General features: G+C 48.1%; 12 protein-coding genes. 11 read left to right on the top strand and 1 reads right to left on the bottom strand.

What is annotated here, in order from left to right:
- The first annotated feature begins 125 nt into the window (after positions 1 to 125).
- From ACFSUB_RS11435 to ACFSUB_RS11405, 7 genes are all read left to right on the top strand, one after another.
- Positions 126 to 2144 carry a beta-galactosidase gene (locus ACFSUB_RS11435; protein ID WP_380713385.1) on the top strand — a complete coding sequence of 673 codons (2019 nt, stop codon included), beginning with the start codon at positions 126 to 128 and terminating at the stop codon, positions 2142 to 2144.
- A 135-nt stretch (positions 2145 to 2279) separates the two neighbouring features.
- A complete protein-coding gene (locus ACFSUB_RS11430) occupies positions 2280 to 3599 on the top strand; it encodes an ABC transporter substrate-binding protein (RefSeq protein WP_380713384.1) in 1320 nt (439 codons plus the stop codon).
- A 166-nt stretch (positions 3600 to 3765) separates the two neighbouring features.
- Positions 3766 to 4671 carry a carbohydrate ABC transporter permease gene (locus ACFSUB_RS11425; RefSeq protein ID WP_380713647.1) on the top strand — a complete coding sequence of 302 codons (906 nt, stop codon included), beginning with the start codon at positions 3766 to 3768 and terminating at the stop codon, positions 4669 to 4671.
- Between the two features lie 20 nt (positions 4672 to 4691).
- Complete coding sequence (locus ACFSUB_RS11420) at positions 4692 to 5534, top strand: carbohydrate ABC transporter permease (protein WP_380713383.1); 843 nt, start codon at positions 4692 to 4694, stop codon at positions 5532 to 5534.
- An 18-nt stretch (positions 5535 to 5552) separates the two neighbouring features.
- Positions 5553 to 6185, top strand: a complete 633-nt coding sequence (locus tag ACFSUB_RS11415; protein ID WP_380713382.1) for a YesL family protein — start codon at positions 5553 to 5555, stop codon at positions 6183 to 6185.
- Positions 6186 to 6215: 30 nt separating this feature from the next.
- Positions 6216 to 8015 carry a cache domain-containing sensor histidine kinase gene (locus ACFSUB_RS11410; RefSeq protein ID WP_380713381.1) on the top strand — a complete coding sequence of 600 codons (1800 nt, stop codon included), beginning with the start codon at positions 6216 to 6218 and terminating at the stop codon, positions 8013 to 8015.
- Positions 8000 to 9619: a response regulator gene (locus ACFSUB_RS11405; protein ID WP_380713380.1), complete on the top strand. Its 1620-nt coding sequence runs from the start codon at positions 8000 to 8002 to the stop codon at positions 9617 to 9619. Before ACFSUB_RS11410 ends, ACFSUB_RS11405 begins: the two co-directional genes overlap by 16 nt.
- Positions 9620 to 9642: 23 nt before the next feature.
- Here ACFSUB_RS11405 and ACFSUB_RS11400 read toward each other — a convergent pair whose 3' ends face one another.
- On the bottom strand, positions 9643 to 10392 hold the full coding sequence (locus ACFSUB_RS11400) for an SDR family oxidoreductase (protein ID WP_380713379.1): 750 nt from the start codon (positions 10390 to 10392) through the stop codon (positions 9643 to 9645).
- A 225-nt stretch (positions 10393 to 10617) separates the two neighbouring features.
- Between ACFSUB_RS11400 and ACFSUB_RS11395 the strand changes: the two genes are divergently transcribed.
- From ACFSUB_RS11395 to ACFSUB_RS11380, 4 genes are read left to right on the top strand one after another with little or no spacing between them, the layout of a single operon-like run.
- Positions 10618 to 12717, top strand: coding sequence for a bifunctional aldolase/short-chain dehydrogenase (locus tag ACFSUB_RS11395; protein WP_380713646.1), 2100 nt, complete (start codon positions 10618 to 10620; stop codon positions 12715 to 12717).
- Positions 12718 to 12729: 12 nt separating this feature from the next.
- Positions 12730 to 13107 (top strand): sensory rhodopsin transducer, encoded by a 378-nt coding sequence (locus ACFSUB_RS11390; RefSeq protein ID WP_380713378.1) that lies wholly within the window; start codon positions 12730 to 12732, stop codon positions 13105 to 13107.
- Positions 13108 to 13126: 19 nt separating this feature from the next.
- Entirely contained in the window at positions 13127 to 14350 is a 1224-nt protein-coding gene (gene rhaI, locus ACFSUB_RS11385) for an L-rhamnose isomerase (protein WP_380713377.1), read from the top strand.
- On the top strand, positions 14347 to 15837 hold the full coding sequence (locus ACFSUB_RS11380) for a rhamnulokinase (protein WP_380713376.1): 1491 nt from the start codon (positions 14347 to 14349) through the stop codon (positions 15835 to 15837). Before rhaI ends, ACFSUB_RS11380 begins: the two co-directional genes overlap by 4 nt.
- Positions 15838 to 15849 lie beyond the last annotated feature (12 nt).

The raw sequence follows: 15849 nt of genomic DNA, 5'->3' as shown, positions 1-15849 counted from the left end.
CTTTTTTGTTAAAAAAACAGACGACAGCACAAAATACAGGAAAATTAAAGCATTCCTGAATATACATAATTATGGTAGTATGTGCTAAACTATATTAATTTAATTAAGGAAAGGTGGATCATTTTATGAAAGCGATTTCTTATATTCTTCCTTCCATGGCTTACGGCGGTGATTACAATCCAGAGCAGTGGGAGGAAAACGTTTGGTATGAAGATGCCGTTTTAATGAAAAAAGCGGGGGTCAATCTCGTGTCGGTCGGGATATTCAGCTGGGCGGTTCTGGAACGAGAGGAAGGACGGTTTGATTTCACCTGGCTCGACAAAGTAATGGACATTCTGCATGAACACGGCGTCGGGGTGTGTCTTGCTACGGCGACGGCTTCTCCGCCTGCATGGCTGTCACGGAACTATCCGGAGTCCCTTGCGGTCGACAGCAGCGGTGTGCGGTATTCGTTTGGTTCCCGGCAGCATTACTCCCCGAACAGCCCGGTATACCGTAAAGCGGTAAAGAAGCTGGTCACCAAACTGGCGGAGCGGTACAAAGACCATCCGGCTTTGAAGATGTGGCATATCAACAATGAATACGGGTGCCATGTGTCTGAATGCTACAGCCCGGATTCACTGGAAGCATTTCGGGCGTGGCTGCGCCGTCGTTATACAACGGTGGATACATTAAATGAAAAGTGGGGCACCAATTTTTGGAGTCAGCGCTACAATTATTTTGATGACGTGACGTTTCTGAATAATACACCGACGTTTCCCAACCCCGGGCAGCAGCTGGATTACAAGCGATTCATGAATGATTCCCTGTTTGAGCTTTATCTGCTGGAAAAAAAGATTCTCCGGGATATTACACCGGGCGTTCCGGTGTTTACGAATTTTATGTTTGAATTTAAGCCTTTGAACTATTTTTCCTGGGCACGGGAGCTTGATGTTGTGACATGGGACACGTATCCGGATCCGCGCGAAGGAACACCGGAAGCGCACGCGATGCAGCATGATCTGATGCGGAGCCTGAAAGACGGGCAGCCGTTTCTTGTGATGGAGCAGGTGACAAGTCACGTGAACTGGCGTGACATTAATGTGCCGAAGAAACCGGGGGAAATGAGGCTTTGGAGTTACAGTGCGACAGCACGCGGCAGCGATGGTATCATGTTTTTCCAATGGAGACAAAGCCGGGCCGGCGCCGAAAAATTTCACGGGGCAATGGTGCCGCATTCGGGTGATGAAAACAGCAGAACGTACCGGGAAGTACAGCAGCTAGGCGAGGAGCTTAAACTACTGGATTCCCTTACCGGCGCAGTAGTACCGGCGAAGGCAGCCATTATCTTCGACTGGGAAAATTGGTGGGCCGTCGAAATGGAAGGAAAACCCCACAATAAGCTGTCTTATCTGGAGCAGGTTAAAACGTATTATCACACGTTTTACAAACAGAATATCGCGGTGGATTTTGTGCAGCCGGGAAGTGATTTGTCTTCCTATCACTTTGTCGCGGCGCCGATGCTGTATATGTTAAAAGACGGAGAAGAGAAGAATCTGGAGAATTATGTGGGGGAAGGAGGCACCCTTGTCGTCAGCTTTTTCAGCGGAATTGTGGATGAAAATGACCGCATTCATCTTGGTTATTACCCGGAACCGCTGCGGCATGTTCTAGGGATGCATGTAGAGGAATTTGTGCCCATGGCCGAGGCAGACACCAATCAGTTATCAGCAGGCACAGACCATTACCGCTGTACCACCTGGAGTGATGTGATACATCTGGATACTGCAGAAGCCGCTGCCTATTTCACCGGGGACTGGTACCAGGGCAGACCGGCTGTTACAACAAATCCGTACGGGAAAGGGAAAGCAGTGTATGTAGGTACGGAACCGGAGCAGGCTTTTATTGATGATCTTTTAACAGGTTTGATGCGGGAAAAAGGCATAACGCCACCGGCTTTTGCTCCTCAGAATGTAGAAATCGTGGAGCGCACATCCGGGAAAGGAAGGCACCTTGTTATAGTGAACCATAATCAGGAAGAGACGCGTATCGAACTGGAATCAGGCCGTTCGTATGTCGATCTTTTGACAGGCACCGAGGTGGAAAATGAGGTGATCGTGCAGGCGGTGGATGTACTCGTGCTGCGTGAAGCAGAGCAAAAATAAAAAGAAATAAACCCAATAATTTAAAATGTGTTACTTTTCAAAATATAGTTAACATTTGTTATATACCTTTTATGCTTAAGAGCGCTTATAATGGAAATGTAAGCACTTACAAAACAAAAAAGAGGGGGACTGGTGTTGAGAAAATGGAAAAAGTGGGCCGCTGTTTCACTTTTGACTTTGATGGCTGCCGGATGCAGTCCGGGTGGTCCGGATGAAACCAGTGATGCAGGAGCTGATGGGGAAAGTTCAGGAGAAGGGGAAACCACCATTCGATTTTCCTGGTGGGGCAATGATGAGCGTCATGATCTGACACAGGAAATGCTGGATTTGTTTGAAGAAGAGCACCCGGATATTACGGTGGAAGCGGAATTTACCGGCTGGGACAGCTACTGGGAAAGATTAACGACACAGGCAGCAGGAAATAATCTTCCGGCGGTCGTACAGATGGATAACTCAAAATTGACAGAATATATTTCAAATGACCTGGCTCTCGATTTGAACACGATGATCGAAGAAGGGTCCATTAACATGGAAGATGTCAGTGACGTGTACCAGGATATGCTTGTAGTCGATGGAAGTACGTATGCGATATCGGCTGGTTCCAACGGCCTGGCCACCATTTATAATCAGGATTTGTTTGAAGAATATGATATAAACCTGGAACCAGGGTATACGTATGAAGAACTGGGAGAGGAAATGGCCCGCGTCTCGGAAGCAGAGGGAGAAGGTTTCTGGGGCTATGACTTTGTGAAGGCGGATTATGAAACATTCCGTCATTATGCCCGCCAGTTTGATCAACACTTCTACAATGAGGATGGCACAGGTGTAGGTTTTGAAGAAGAAGTACTTCAGAATTTTCTTACGACCGTGACAACCTGGATTGATGAAGGCATTGCCACGCCATATGACGTAACGGCCGAAGTCAATGAAAGCGGCGAGTCTATGGTCGCCAATGAAGAAGCAGCGATGGCAAGTGCGGCAAGCAACGGTCTCGTTGGGGTTCAGACACTTGCTGAAGCAGACCTTGGCCTGAATGTTATGCCGAGTGCAGCGGATGGAGAAAAATCAGGAAACTGGGTGCGTCCGAGCATGTCCTTTATGATCTCCAGCAATGTTAGTGAAGCGAAGCAGGAAGCTGCCGCCGAGCTCATTGATTTTATTACGAACAACCAGGAAGCCAATGAAATTCTGCGGGCGGAACGCGGAGTTCCGATTGCTGCTTCCGTACGGGAAAGCCTGGTAGACCAGGTGGATCCAACCGTTCAGGAGACATTTGAATTTCTTGAGGTGCTGGAAGAAAGAGCCGGGGATCCTGAACCACTGCCGCCTCCTGGAGAATCGGAAGTCCGGGCTGCCTTTGACCGGATGCTGGAAAGCGTGAAATACGATGAAATGTCGATAGAAGAAGGAGTCGACAGCTTTATGCAGGAAGCGGAGCAGATTTTAAATCAATAATTCCGGCGGCACCGGGCGGATAATTTTTAAAGGAGATAAAAAGCGTTGAATATGAAGGCGGGCTCATAACGGCGGGTCTGCCTTTCTCTTTTATCCAGGTGCAGACGTTAAGGATTGTATAGGAGAGGTGATTATGAAAACGAATGAAACATTGACGGATAAAGAAATTACGCCGGAATTTGTAGAAAAGGAGCGGAAAAGAAGGAATCTGAGGGAGTCGCTTACAGGATATGCGATGATTTCACCGTGGTTAATCGGTTTTTTTGGACTAATTATCGGGCCTATGATTTATTCTTTTATTTTGTCCTTTACCGATTATGATATGTTAAGTGCTCCGCAGTGGACGGGACTTTCCAATTATATTGATCTGTTCACAAATGACCCCCGGTTTATTCAGTCGCTGCAGGCGACATTCACCTTTGTTGTGATTGCGATTCCGTTAAAACTTGCCTTTTCGCTGTTTTTGGCGCTTTTGTTTAACAGCGGGAGAAAGGGTTCGGGAATATTTACGACCATTTATTACGTGCCATCTATTATCGGCGGAAGTGTCGCCATATCTGTCGTATGGCGCCAGATGTTCGGCCGGGACGGCGCTGTCAATACGATGCTCGACGCGTGGGGACTGGATACGATCAGTTTCTTCGGAAATTCCTCCGCGGCGATGTCTATCCTGGTCATTTTGATTGTTTGGCAGTTTGGGGCTCCGATGATCATTTTCCTGGCCGGGCTGCGCCAGATTCCCGATGATTTGTATGAAGCAGCCAGTGTGGATGGTGCTGGAATCATCCGGAAATTTATTAAAGTCACCATTCCTATGCTGACGCCGATTATATTTTTCAACCTCGTGATGGAAACCATCAACGGCTTTATGACATTTACACAGGCTTTCCTGATAACAGGCGGCGGGCCCCGGGATTCCACGCTCTTTTACGCCGTTTATCTGTATGAAGTGGCTTTTGAATTTCTGAACATGGGATACGCCTCTGCGATGGCATGGATTCTATTAGTCATAATCGGCGCCTTTACGCTTCTCATATTCAAATCTTCAACGCTCTGGGTCCATTATGATTAAGAAGAAAGGAAGGAAAAACGATGAATAGACGAACAACACTTTCTGATGTCATCTATTATATCTTTGTTATAGCTTTCAGCTTTTTGATGCTGTATCCCATTCTATGGATGTTTGGTACGTCCTTTAAGCCGGAGACCGAAGTTTTCTCCAACGCTGCCTCCCTTATCCCGATGGACTGGGACTGGATGAACTATCCGGAGGGGTGGGATGGTTTTGGAGGAGTCGGTTTTGATGTGTTTTTCCGCAACTCTCTGTTTGTCACGGGAAGCGTCGTGATTGGGTCACTGCTTTCCTGCAGCATTGTCGCTTACGGGTTTGCCCGTATCAATTTCCGGTTCCGGAAGCTTTTATTTGCGTGTCTGATTTCAACCGTTCTGCTCCCCATCCAGATTATCCTGGTGCCGCAGTATCTTCTGTTTGAACAGCTGAACTGGGTCAACACGTTTTATCCGTTGATCGTTCCGCATTTTCTCGGCGGCACACCGTTTTTCATCTTTCTGCTTATTCAATTCATACGCGGTATTCCGCGTGAGCTCGATGAAGCAGCCATCATTGACGGTTGTTCCAGGTTCGGAGTGTTCTGGAGGATTGTGCTTCCGCTGTTAAAACCGGCGCTTGTTACGGTTGCCATCTTTGCTTTTATGTGGTCCTGGGATGACTTTCTCACTCCTCTGATTTACTTGAACAGTATCGAAATTCAAACCGTGTCACTCGGGCTGAGAAACTTTATGGATGCAGAGGCCGGTACTTCGTGGGGGCCGCTTCTGGCGATGTCTTCTTTGTCTTTACTCCCGCAGTTTATTTTGTTTTTGTTCTTCCAGCGTTATCTGGTAGAAGGAATTGCGACGACTGGTATCAAATAAGTATAAAGGGGGAAGAAAATGATCGAGCGGCTGGGAAATGGAGCTTTTTCGATTTGTGAATGGCTGGCGCGTCTTGCGGTCATCAATATGTTTTGGATTCTCTTTACAGCGGCAGGGCTGGGGTTGTTTGGCTGGGCCCCTGCGACAGCAGCCGCATGTACGGTGATGCGCAGTGCCTTTTTGAACGGCGGGTTGGCTGATCAGGATACACGCTCGGTGTTCCGGGAGTTCAAATCCGTCTTTCAAAACGAGTTTGTTCAGGCGAACATTGTAGGATTTCTGCTGCTCTGGGGGAGTGCCCTGCTTATTTTGAGCGGATGGGCGATGGCGGCGATGGAAGTTCCGTTGCTGCCGCGCCTGCTTCTCATCGGTACAGCTTCTTTGTTTGCACTCGTGTTTCTGTTGATTTTTCCGGTCCGCACTCATCTTGAAACATCGATTCGTGCTTCCATCCAATATTCGCTGATGATTGGTCTTGCCAATCTTCCGTCGGTGTTTCTCGTGCTGCTTTCGGTTGCCCTGATGCTGATGTTGTTCATCATGATACCCGGGGTTCTCGTTTTTTATGGAGTAAGTCTGCCGGTGGCGGCCGTCATGTATATGAGTTTGAGAATTTTTTCGAAAACAGGATTGAAGACGGTTTCCAACTGAAATAACAACAGATGAAGCGGAGCTGACACCATGGAACTGTTTAAAAAATATAAAATCCAGAATATATTTTTTATAAGCTTTTTCCTGTTTGTTACGGTTCTGCTTGTCATTATCATGTATGTTACCTATCAGCTGTCGGCAAGAGAAAATATTGCCACAACGATGACGCACCAGGAAGAAAAACTGAAACTGCTCGGGGAGGACTTGAGCAGCGAACTTACCAACTATCATGAGACATCCATTGGGATGTCCCGCCAGAATGCGTTTCAGAATCTGCTTCGCGGGGCGGAAGACACTCCGTACGAAAAACGCCGTCTGCGCTCCTCCATGAATCTTGATTTTTCCAATATTACGTACAGTGTTCCCGGTCTTCATTCTGTTTCTATTTACATGAAGGAGCCTCCGGTGAACGGAGCACATCCTGTCAGTTACCACCCCTTATCAGCAATGCAAGACAACTGGGGGAAGAAACTGCAGAACACGAGCTCGGCCTGGCTGGGAGAAAGAAAGGTGCAGCTGTCTTTTAATTTTGAAAATGAAGAAGTAATCAGCTACGGCAGAAATCTCTATTCGGCCCGCGGAGAGCTGCAGGCTGTATTAGTGCTCAATATCAAAATATCATACATTCAGGAATGGATGCAGAACCGGAGTGAAAGCTCCCGCTTAATGCTCATGGATGGAGAAACATCGGTATTGTCCCGCACAACCTCTCTTTCGATTCCGGATGAAACGAGAGATTACATGGAAGAGACGGCTATGCGTTTCCAGAAAGAGAACGGTCTCACAGATACAGCCGCCAGGCAGGGAAATCATCTGGTCGTGTCTGCGGCCGTCCCTTCAGCGGATTGGACGCTCATAGAAGTAACACCGATGGAAGAACTGACGGAAGGAAGCCGGGAACTCACAGGATGGCTTGCATTGATCGGTGGTGTTTCCATTATTGCTGCGTTCTTTGCGACCCTTTATCTTACGAAACGATTTACAGACCCCATCCTGTATTTAACAAAAGTCCTGAATCAATATCCACTGAGAAGCATCCCGGCAGAGCTGCCGGATGACTACCGGAATGAATTCGGACAGTTATTTCAGGGATACCGCCAGTTAATGTACCGCAGTGACATGCTTTATCAATCATTAATTGATAAAAACAAGCGGCAGCGCAAAGCTGAAATCCGGGCTCTGCAGGCTAATATCAATCCTCATTTTCTTTATAACACGCTGGATCAGCTGAACTGGAGAGCGATGGAACGCGGTGATGATGATATGAGCCGGATGATGGAACTTCTCGGCAGCATGCTGCGGATTGGACTGTCAAAAGGGGAAAGCATTATTTCTGTCGAGCAGGAAATAGACTATGTGCACCATTACCTCGAACTTCAGAAAATCAAAATGGAAGATGCTCTTTCTTATGAAGTAATAGTGGATGCGCCGGTAAAAGCGTATTTTATTCCTAAGCTGACGCTCCAGCCTTTTGTAGAAAATGCGGTCATACACGGCCTGCCGGATACAAAAGACGGGGTTATTAAACTGGTTGTATCCCAGACACCCGAGAGCATTGTGTTTGAAATCCTGGATAATGGGCCGGGCCTTTCGGAAGACGCTCCGTCTTCTACGATTAATGCGGGCGGATACGGCATCCGGAATGTGAAAGAAAGACTGCGTCTTTATTTTGGGGAAAAAGCTGTGGTTTCTCTGCAGGAACAAAAAGAGGGCGGTACTGCAGCCGTCATCTCTATACCAAAAATTCAGGAGGCGTCGTTTTTCGAGCAGAGTGATGAACATTATCTTGAGATGGAAAGGAAGAGAAGCGCAAAATGTGGAAGGTCGTAATCATTGATGACGAGGAAAGTGTACTTCGCGGAATGAAACGAATTGTTCCATGGGAAGCTTTAGACTGCCAGTGGAGCGGTGAAGCTAAAAACGGGCAGCAAGGGCTGGAGCTGATCCGCGAAGTGGAACCGGATCTGGTCATAACCGATGTGTATATGCCGGTGAAAAATGGACTGGATATGGTGGAAGAGCTCCGGAAAGAAAACTTTCAGGGACGGGTTGTGATATTGAGCGGGTACAGTGATTTTGAATACGCAAGAAAAGCGATGCGTCTCGATGTTGACGATTACCTCTCAAAACCTGCTTCCCGGACCACCATCGAAGAAGTATTAAAAAATGTGGTCACCCAGCTTGAAGAACGAACGATGGAGAAGCTTCAGTTTCTGGAACTGCGGAAAAAAGTGCAGTTATATGAACCGCTTATCGAAAAAGAGTGGATAAAATCGATTGTAACAGGGACAAGTATGGTCAAAGACCCACCGGATGCTGTCCTGCCGCACTTAAAACAATGGGAAAAGCAGGATCACTTTATATTACTTATCACTTATACGAATCAGCTGGAGCAGTCCCGTCTTTTCCAGAACGACTGGTATCTGTTTCGTTTTGCTGCCGGGAATGTCATCAAAGAAACGGTGCGGCAGTGGTTCTCCGACTTTCAGTTTATTGAATGTCATACCCACCAATCGGCGGTGTTTGTCCATGTTCCAAAAGGCTTTCAGGATCAGGAAAACAGGCGGGAAGCGGTGAAAAATGAGGTGGAAGAAAGTCTGCGCCTTTACCTGCAGATCGATGTTCTTATCACGTTCAGTTCCCCCTCCGCAGACTGGAAGATCATTCATGATTCGACAAAAGAAGCTATCGAGTATCTTCCCCTGCAAGCGGATGTTCCGCTGCTTGCAGAATCCAAAGAGAAAACGGACCGCCGCGGGCAGCTGCCGGTAGTCATTGACTCCATGGAATGGAACCAACAGCTCTCTGCAGCCATCCGCTATGCTGATGAGGGAAAAGCCTGCGCTGTCATTGACGGTTTGTTTGAAAAACTGCGGGAAGAACCGTTCCATCAGCCCTCTGCGGTTCATCTTGGCATCGAAATGTGGACGATGATGGCGTATGCCCTGTTTGATATCGGCATCCGAATCCGCGACATGTTTCCCGAGCAATTCGACATTTACAGCATATTATCCAGACAGCAGTCCTGGGAAGGCACTGCTGCTGAACTGGAAGAGATGGTGGTGAAAATCTGCCACCATCAGAAATGGGACGAAAACCTGAAGCACCGTCAGCTTGTCGAGCAGATGACAGCCTTTGTACAGGAGCGTCTTCATGAAAATATCACGCTCCACGATTTGTCGAACGAACTTTTCATCTCGAGGAACTATCTTGGACGGATATTTAAGAAAGTGGCGGGGGAATCATTCAAAGATTACCTGACAAGGGTGAGAATGGAGAAAGCGAGTAATATGATCCAGGAGGGCCACTATTTAATTTACGAAATCGCGGAGAAAGTGGGGTACGGGAACCCGGCTTATTTCTCAAGCCTGTTTAAGAAATATACCGGCTACACTCCTTCTGAATTGATTCAAAAACGAACCGTTGAACAGTGACAGCGCGGCTTGGATTTTGTTCCTTATGTCAATGACTGCCCGCCATCAATGTAAATCTCTGAACCGGTGATGTGGGAAGAGGCATCTGATGCCAGAAATTGAATGAGTTCGGCTACCTGTTCCGGTTCTGCAGAAGGGAAGGTATGTTGATTCAACGGCCCGCCCGCAGGCGCTGCAGAGAGATCGCCGGATCTGAGCAGACTGTCTTTAAAATCAGTACGAACCCCGCCCGGGCATACGGCATTTACTCTGATACGATGTGGTGCAAGCTCCCTTGCCGCCATTTTCATGAAAGCAGTCTGTCCGGCTTTAGCCGTGCTGTAGGCAGAAAAACCGGGCTGGGAAAAGGTTCGATTTCCGCTGACGGAGCTGGTAATCACGATACTGCCGCCCTGTTTTTTCATCAATGGGACAGCATATTTCACAGTGAGGAACGTCCCTCTCAGGTCTGTCTCGATCGTCCGGTCCCAATCCTTGACTTCCAGGGATTCAATCGGCGCCATGGTGCCGGCGATTCCGCCGTTTGCAACAACAATATCAAGTTGTTCAAAGGATGATGTGACAGTGTCAAAGGCCTGCTTCATCTCTTCCGGAACGGAAAGGTCCGCTTCCAGTACCATGGCCCTCCCGTTTTTATTTTCGACGGCTTTTTTCGTGTCCTCCGCTTTGTCCCGATTTTTGTCCAGAGCGGCGATTTCGATGTTTTCACCAGCCAGCAAAAGAGCTGTTTCCCTGCCGATTCCGGAACCTGCCCCTGTAATCAATGCTTTCATTATTAGCCCTCCTATCCTGTAAAAACGTTTTCATGAACATATAAGTCTACTATAAGGCTGTTCCACTGTCCATATCAAAAATCAATACATTCTACTGCTGAGCAATGATGTTTGTTATTTTTTGAAAAACAGAATGATAATAGAATTTCTTTGTATGAATGCGTTACCAAAAAATTAAATAAATATATTCAAAAATAAAACCAAATTTGTTATGATGAAAACAAGATAGAAAAGAATGAAAAGTGGAGGTTCAAAATGACTGAAAATCTATGGAACGAAGCAGAAGCAGCAAAGATGTCAACAATGCTTGAAGAACTCGTGTACCGCTCCAATCTGTTTGGATCAGACCGCTCTGTCGCTAATTTCGGAGGAGGGAACACTTCGGTAAAGACGACGGAAAAAGACTTCCGCGGCCGCGACACGGAAGTAATGTGGGTGAAAGGAAGCGGATCGGACCTTGCTACGATGGGAGGAAAGCATTTCACCAGCCTGAGAATGGATGATATCCGGCCACTGATGGAACGGGATGAAATGACGGATGAAGAGATGGTGGAATATCTGGGGCACTGCATGGTGGACAGTAAACATCCACGCTCTTCCATTGAAACTCTTCTGCACGCTTTTCTGCCGTATACCCATGTTGATCATACGCATCCTGATGCGATTATCAGTATCTGCTGTGCGGATAATGGGAAAAACATCGCAGAAGAGATTTTTGGTAACCGATTCGTCTGGGTGCCGTACGTAAGACCCGGCTTTACCCTGTCCAAAATGATTGCAGACGGCGTGAAAAACAACCCGGACGCCGAACTTGTGCTGATGGAAAAGCACGGTCTCGTCACATGGGGAGAGACATCGAAAGAAAGTTATGACCAGACCATCAAAGTGATACAGGAAGCCGAAGCCTACCTTAATGACAAAATCAAGCAGCAGGAAAACTTCGGAGGGCAGAAGTACGAAGCACTGTCCAAAGAGAAACGGGAAGCTGTACTGGCAGAGGTGCTTCCTTATCTCCGCGGACAGGTCAGCGATGAGAAAAAGATGCTTCTGACGTATTCTGATGATGACAATGTTCTTGAATTCGTAAACAGCCGGGAGGCCGGGTCCTTGTCCCAGGTCGGAGCAGCGTGCCCGGACCACCTCGTTCATACAAAGAGGGTGCCGCTTTATGTTGACTGGGATCCGTCCACAGAAGACACCGAAACATTGAAAGAAAAAATCAAAGAGGGTGCCGCTTCTTTCAAAGAAGAATACAAAAAGTATTTTGAAAGAAACAAAAATGAAGGAGACGAGATGTTCGAACCGGCTCCCCGTCTCATTCTTATTCCGGGAATAGGCATGGTGAACACCGGCAAAAACCTCAAAATGGCGAATGTGAGCGGAGATCTATATCAGCGCGCGATTGAAGTGATGAAAGGAAGCACCGCTCTTGGAAACTTTGTATCTCTTGATGAAAATGAATCGTACAACATAGAGTATTGGCCGCTGGAACTTTACAAGCTTTCACTCGCCCCGCCGGAAGCAGAATTCTCCAGAGATGTAGCCTTCATCACCGGAGGCGCCGGAGGCATCGGCAGCGCTTCGGCAAGAGAGATGCTGGAGCAGGGGGCCCACGTTGTGCTGGCGGATTTGAACGAAGAAGGAGCGCAGGAGAAAGCAGAAGAATTCAATCAGGAATTCGGAGCGGGCCGGGCTCTCGCCGTCAAAATGGATGTGACGAGTGAAGAACTGGTTCAGAAAGCGTACGAGTCATCGATTCTTGCTTACGGCGGTATTGATATTATCGTGAATAACGCCGGTCTGGCTACGTCGAGTCCGCTGGAAGAGACGACGCTTGATGAATGGAACCTTAATATGAATGTACTCGGAACCGGTTATTTCCTTGTCGCACGGGAAGCGTTCAAGAAAATGAAAGAACAGGGCACAGGCGGAAGCATGGTATTTATCGGATCGAAAAACTCCGTTTACGCCGGTAAAAATGCTTCTGCCTACAGTTCAGTCAAAGCGCTTGAAGCCCATTTGGCCCGTACGATTGCAGCAGAAGGCGGTCAGCACAGTATCCGTGTTAACACGGTACTTCCGGATGCGGTGCTGCAGGGATCCAATATCTGGACCTCGGAATGGAAAAATGAACGAGCCGCAGCCTACGGAATCCATCCGGATGAGCTGGACGAACATTACCGGAAACGTACCACACTGCAGGTGAACATCTATCCAAAAGATATCGCTGAAGCGGTTGCGTTCTTTGCTTCTTCCAAATCACTGAAAACAACCGGAGCCATGGTTACCGTAGACGGCGGTGTGCCTGCTGCTTTCGCACGATAGGAGGGACAAAGCATGACAGGAGAGAAAAAAGGAGAAACCCATTGGATCATTCCCGATGGGTTTATCCCCCCTGAAAGCAGCGGCACACAGACTAGTCATGAATCAATCTGCGTGCTGAATCTTCAGGAAAAGACAGCCAATGTAAACGTATCGGCTTATTTTGAAGACCGGGAACCACTGAAAGACATCCATGTTCAGGTGCACAGGGAACGAACCAGTCATATCCGCACCGTTTCTCTTGAAAAAGACGGACAAAAGATTCCGGAAGGTGTCCCGTATGCAATAGAGGTAGAAAGTGACGTTCCGGTGGTGGTGCAGTACAGCCGCCTCGATTCGACCCAGCCGGAACTGGCATTAATGAGTACGATGGCTTATCCACTGAATATTTAAGAGAAAGGCTGTGAAAATAATGAGTGATAAACAATATGCCTTGTTTGAAGAACAGCAGAAGGCACGCGGCATTGACCTTGAAAAGGTGAAAAACAAAATAAAAGGGCTGGAAGTGGAAACGCCTTCGTGGGGATTCGGTGATTCCGGAACCCGCTTTAAAGTGTTTGAACAGGAAGGAATTCCCCGCGATCCATTCGAAAAGATAGAAGATGCCGCCCAGGTTCACAAATTCACCGGAAGCAGCGGAGCCGCAGCCATCCATATTCCGTGGGATAAAGTCGACGATTATAAAGCGTTGAAATCTCATGCACAGGACCACGGCATATCCATCGGGGCAGTGAACCCGAATGTGTTTCAGGACGATGATTACAAATTCGGCAGTATCACCAACTCCGACCCCGCCATCCGCAAAAAAGCAACAGATCACCTGCTGGAATGCGTGGATATTGCCCGGGAAGTGGACTCCAAAGCAATCAGTCTCTGGTTCGCCGATGGCACCAACTATCCGGGTCAGGCGGATTTTCGCAAACGTAAGAATTGGATGCACGAATCGCTGCAGACGCTCTACAATGAGCTGGATGATGACATGCGGATGCTGATTGAGTACAAGTTCTTCGAACCGGCTTTTTATCATACGGATCTGGCCGACTGGGGCATGGCCTTCAACATGGCCAATAAACTGGGGCCGAAAGCGGACGTACTTGTCGATACCGGCCATCACCCGCAGGCAGCCAATATTGAGCACATTGTGGCATACCTCCTGGATGAGAAGAAGCTTGGTGGTTTTCACTTCAACAGCCGTAAATACGCTGATGATGACTTGATCGTTGCAGCCCACAACCCTCATGAGATCTTTCTCATTATGCAGCAGATTGTAGCGGCTGAAGAAGACAAACAGGATCCAGCAGCGGCGAAAACAGCCGGAAATATCGCGTACATGCTCGATCAGTGCCACAATATTGAACCGAAAATACCGGCAATGATCCGCTCGATCATGAATGTGCAGAATCTTTATACGAAAGCGTGTCTCGTCAATCTTGAAGAACTTCGGGAAGCCCAGGAAAAACAGGATGTACTGTGGGCGGAAGAAGTAGTGAGAGAGGCGTATGAATTTGATGTCACGCCGCTTCTGAAGGCTGTCCGGGAAGAAATGGGAGCTGCACCGGATCCGATGAAAGCATACCGCGACAGTGGATATGCTGAGAAGATTTTGAAACGGGACAAAGGTGGTGCAGACCGGTGAGTGTATTAGCTTTTGATATCGGTGCCGGAAGCGGACGTGCGATTCTGGCCGACGTCAAAGATCACCGCCTGCACATGAAGGAAGTGCACCGTTTTGATAATACACCTGTGCAGATAGGTGAGCGGCTTCACTGGGATGTCTACCGGCTGTTCCATGAAATCAAACAGGGCATTCTGCAGGCCAACATGTCGGGAGAGCCCGTCGAAGCCATCGCCATTGACACATGGGCGGTTGACTTTGGACTGCTCGGAAAGGACGGGGAGCTGCTCCGTGCCCCGTATCACTACCGGGATCATCACACGGATGGGATCATGGAAGATTTTCAGAAAACCAAAATCAGCCGGGAAGCCATCTTTGAAAAAACCGGCATTCAATTTCTTCCCTTTAATACGATTTATCAGCTTGAGGCAATGAGCCGTGCAGAGTCACCGGTGTTGAAGGAAGGGGTGGATCTGCTTATGGTGCCGGATCTTCTCCGCTACTTTCTAACCGGTGAAAAGAAAACGGAATTCACCAATGCCACCACCACCCAGCTTTTCAATCCGAAATTGATGGAATGGGATCGTGAACTGGTGGAGGCCGCCGGGGTGAGTCCGGAGCTGTTTCAGGACGTCGTGAAGCCGGGCACCATCATCGGGGAGTTGAGTGCACAGCTGTGTGACGAGCTTGATACGGAGCCCATTCCTGTGATAGCAACAGGGGAGCACGATACTGCCTCTGCTGTAGCAGGAATTCCGGCACTGGATGAAAACTTCGCTTACGTGAGCTGCGGAACGTGGTCCCTAATGGGAACAGAAGTAGAAGACGCTGTCATTAATGAAAAAGCGTTCGAATGGAATTTCACCAACGAAGGCGGTGTAAATGATACGTTCCGTCTGTTGAAAAACATTATGGGACTGTGGATTCTCGAAGAATGCAAACGCATTTGGGAATACAATGGAAAAATAGACTACGGAAAGCTTCTTGGGGAAGCAGAAGCTGCGCCTTCCTTTGCCTTTTTCATCGATCCGGATGACTTTCGTTTCCTGAATCCCTCTCATATGCCGGGCGCCATCCAGCAGTACTGTGAAGATACCAGCCAATACGTACCGCAGTCCCGCGGTGAGATCACAAGGGGTGTGCTGGAAAGTCTTGCGCTGAAATACCGGTACGTGTTTGAACGGACGCAGTATCTTGCTGGAACGCCGTTCTACGGCCTTCATATGGTCGGCGGTGGTATTCAAAATGAGATGCTGTGCCGATTTACCTCAAGCGCTCTCGGCAAGCCGGTCTGGGCCGGTCCGGTCGAAGGGAGTGCCATTGGCAACGTCATGGTACAACTCATGGCGTGCAAGAAGGTGGAAAGCCTTGCTCAAGCCCGTATGATTACGTTTAAGAGCACAGACATGGCTTTTTATTTTCCTGAAGACGAAACGTCGTGGCATCGTGCGTATGAAGCATTTTGTGATACGATAGGAGTAAATAATGGTGAAGACCTCACCGTTTAGACGGAAAGTAGG

Origin of the sequence: Salibacterium lacus (assembly GCF_042684865.1) — a bacterium.
Lineage (GTDB): Bacteria > Bacillota > Bacilli > Bacillales > Marinococcaceae > Salibacterium > Salibacterium lacus.
Note: the sequence above shows the minus strand (reverse complement) of the source record. Positions and strands in the feature narration are given on the sequence as shown.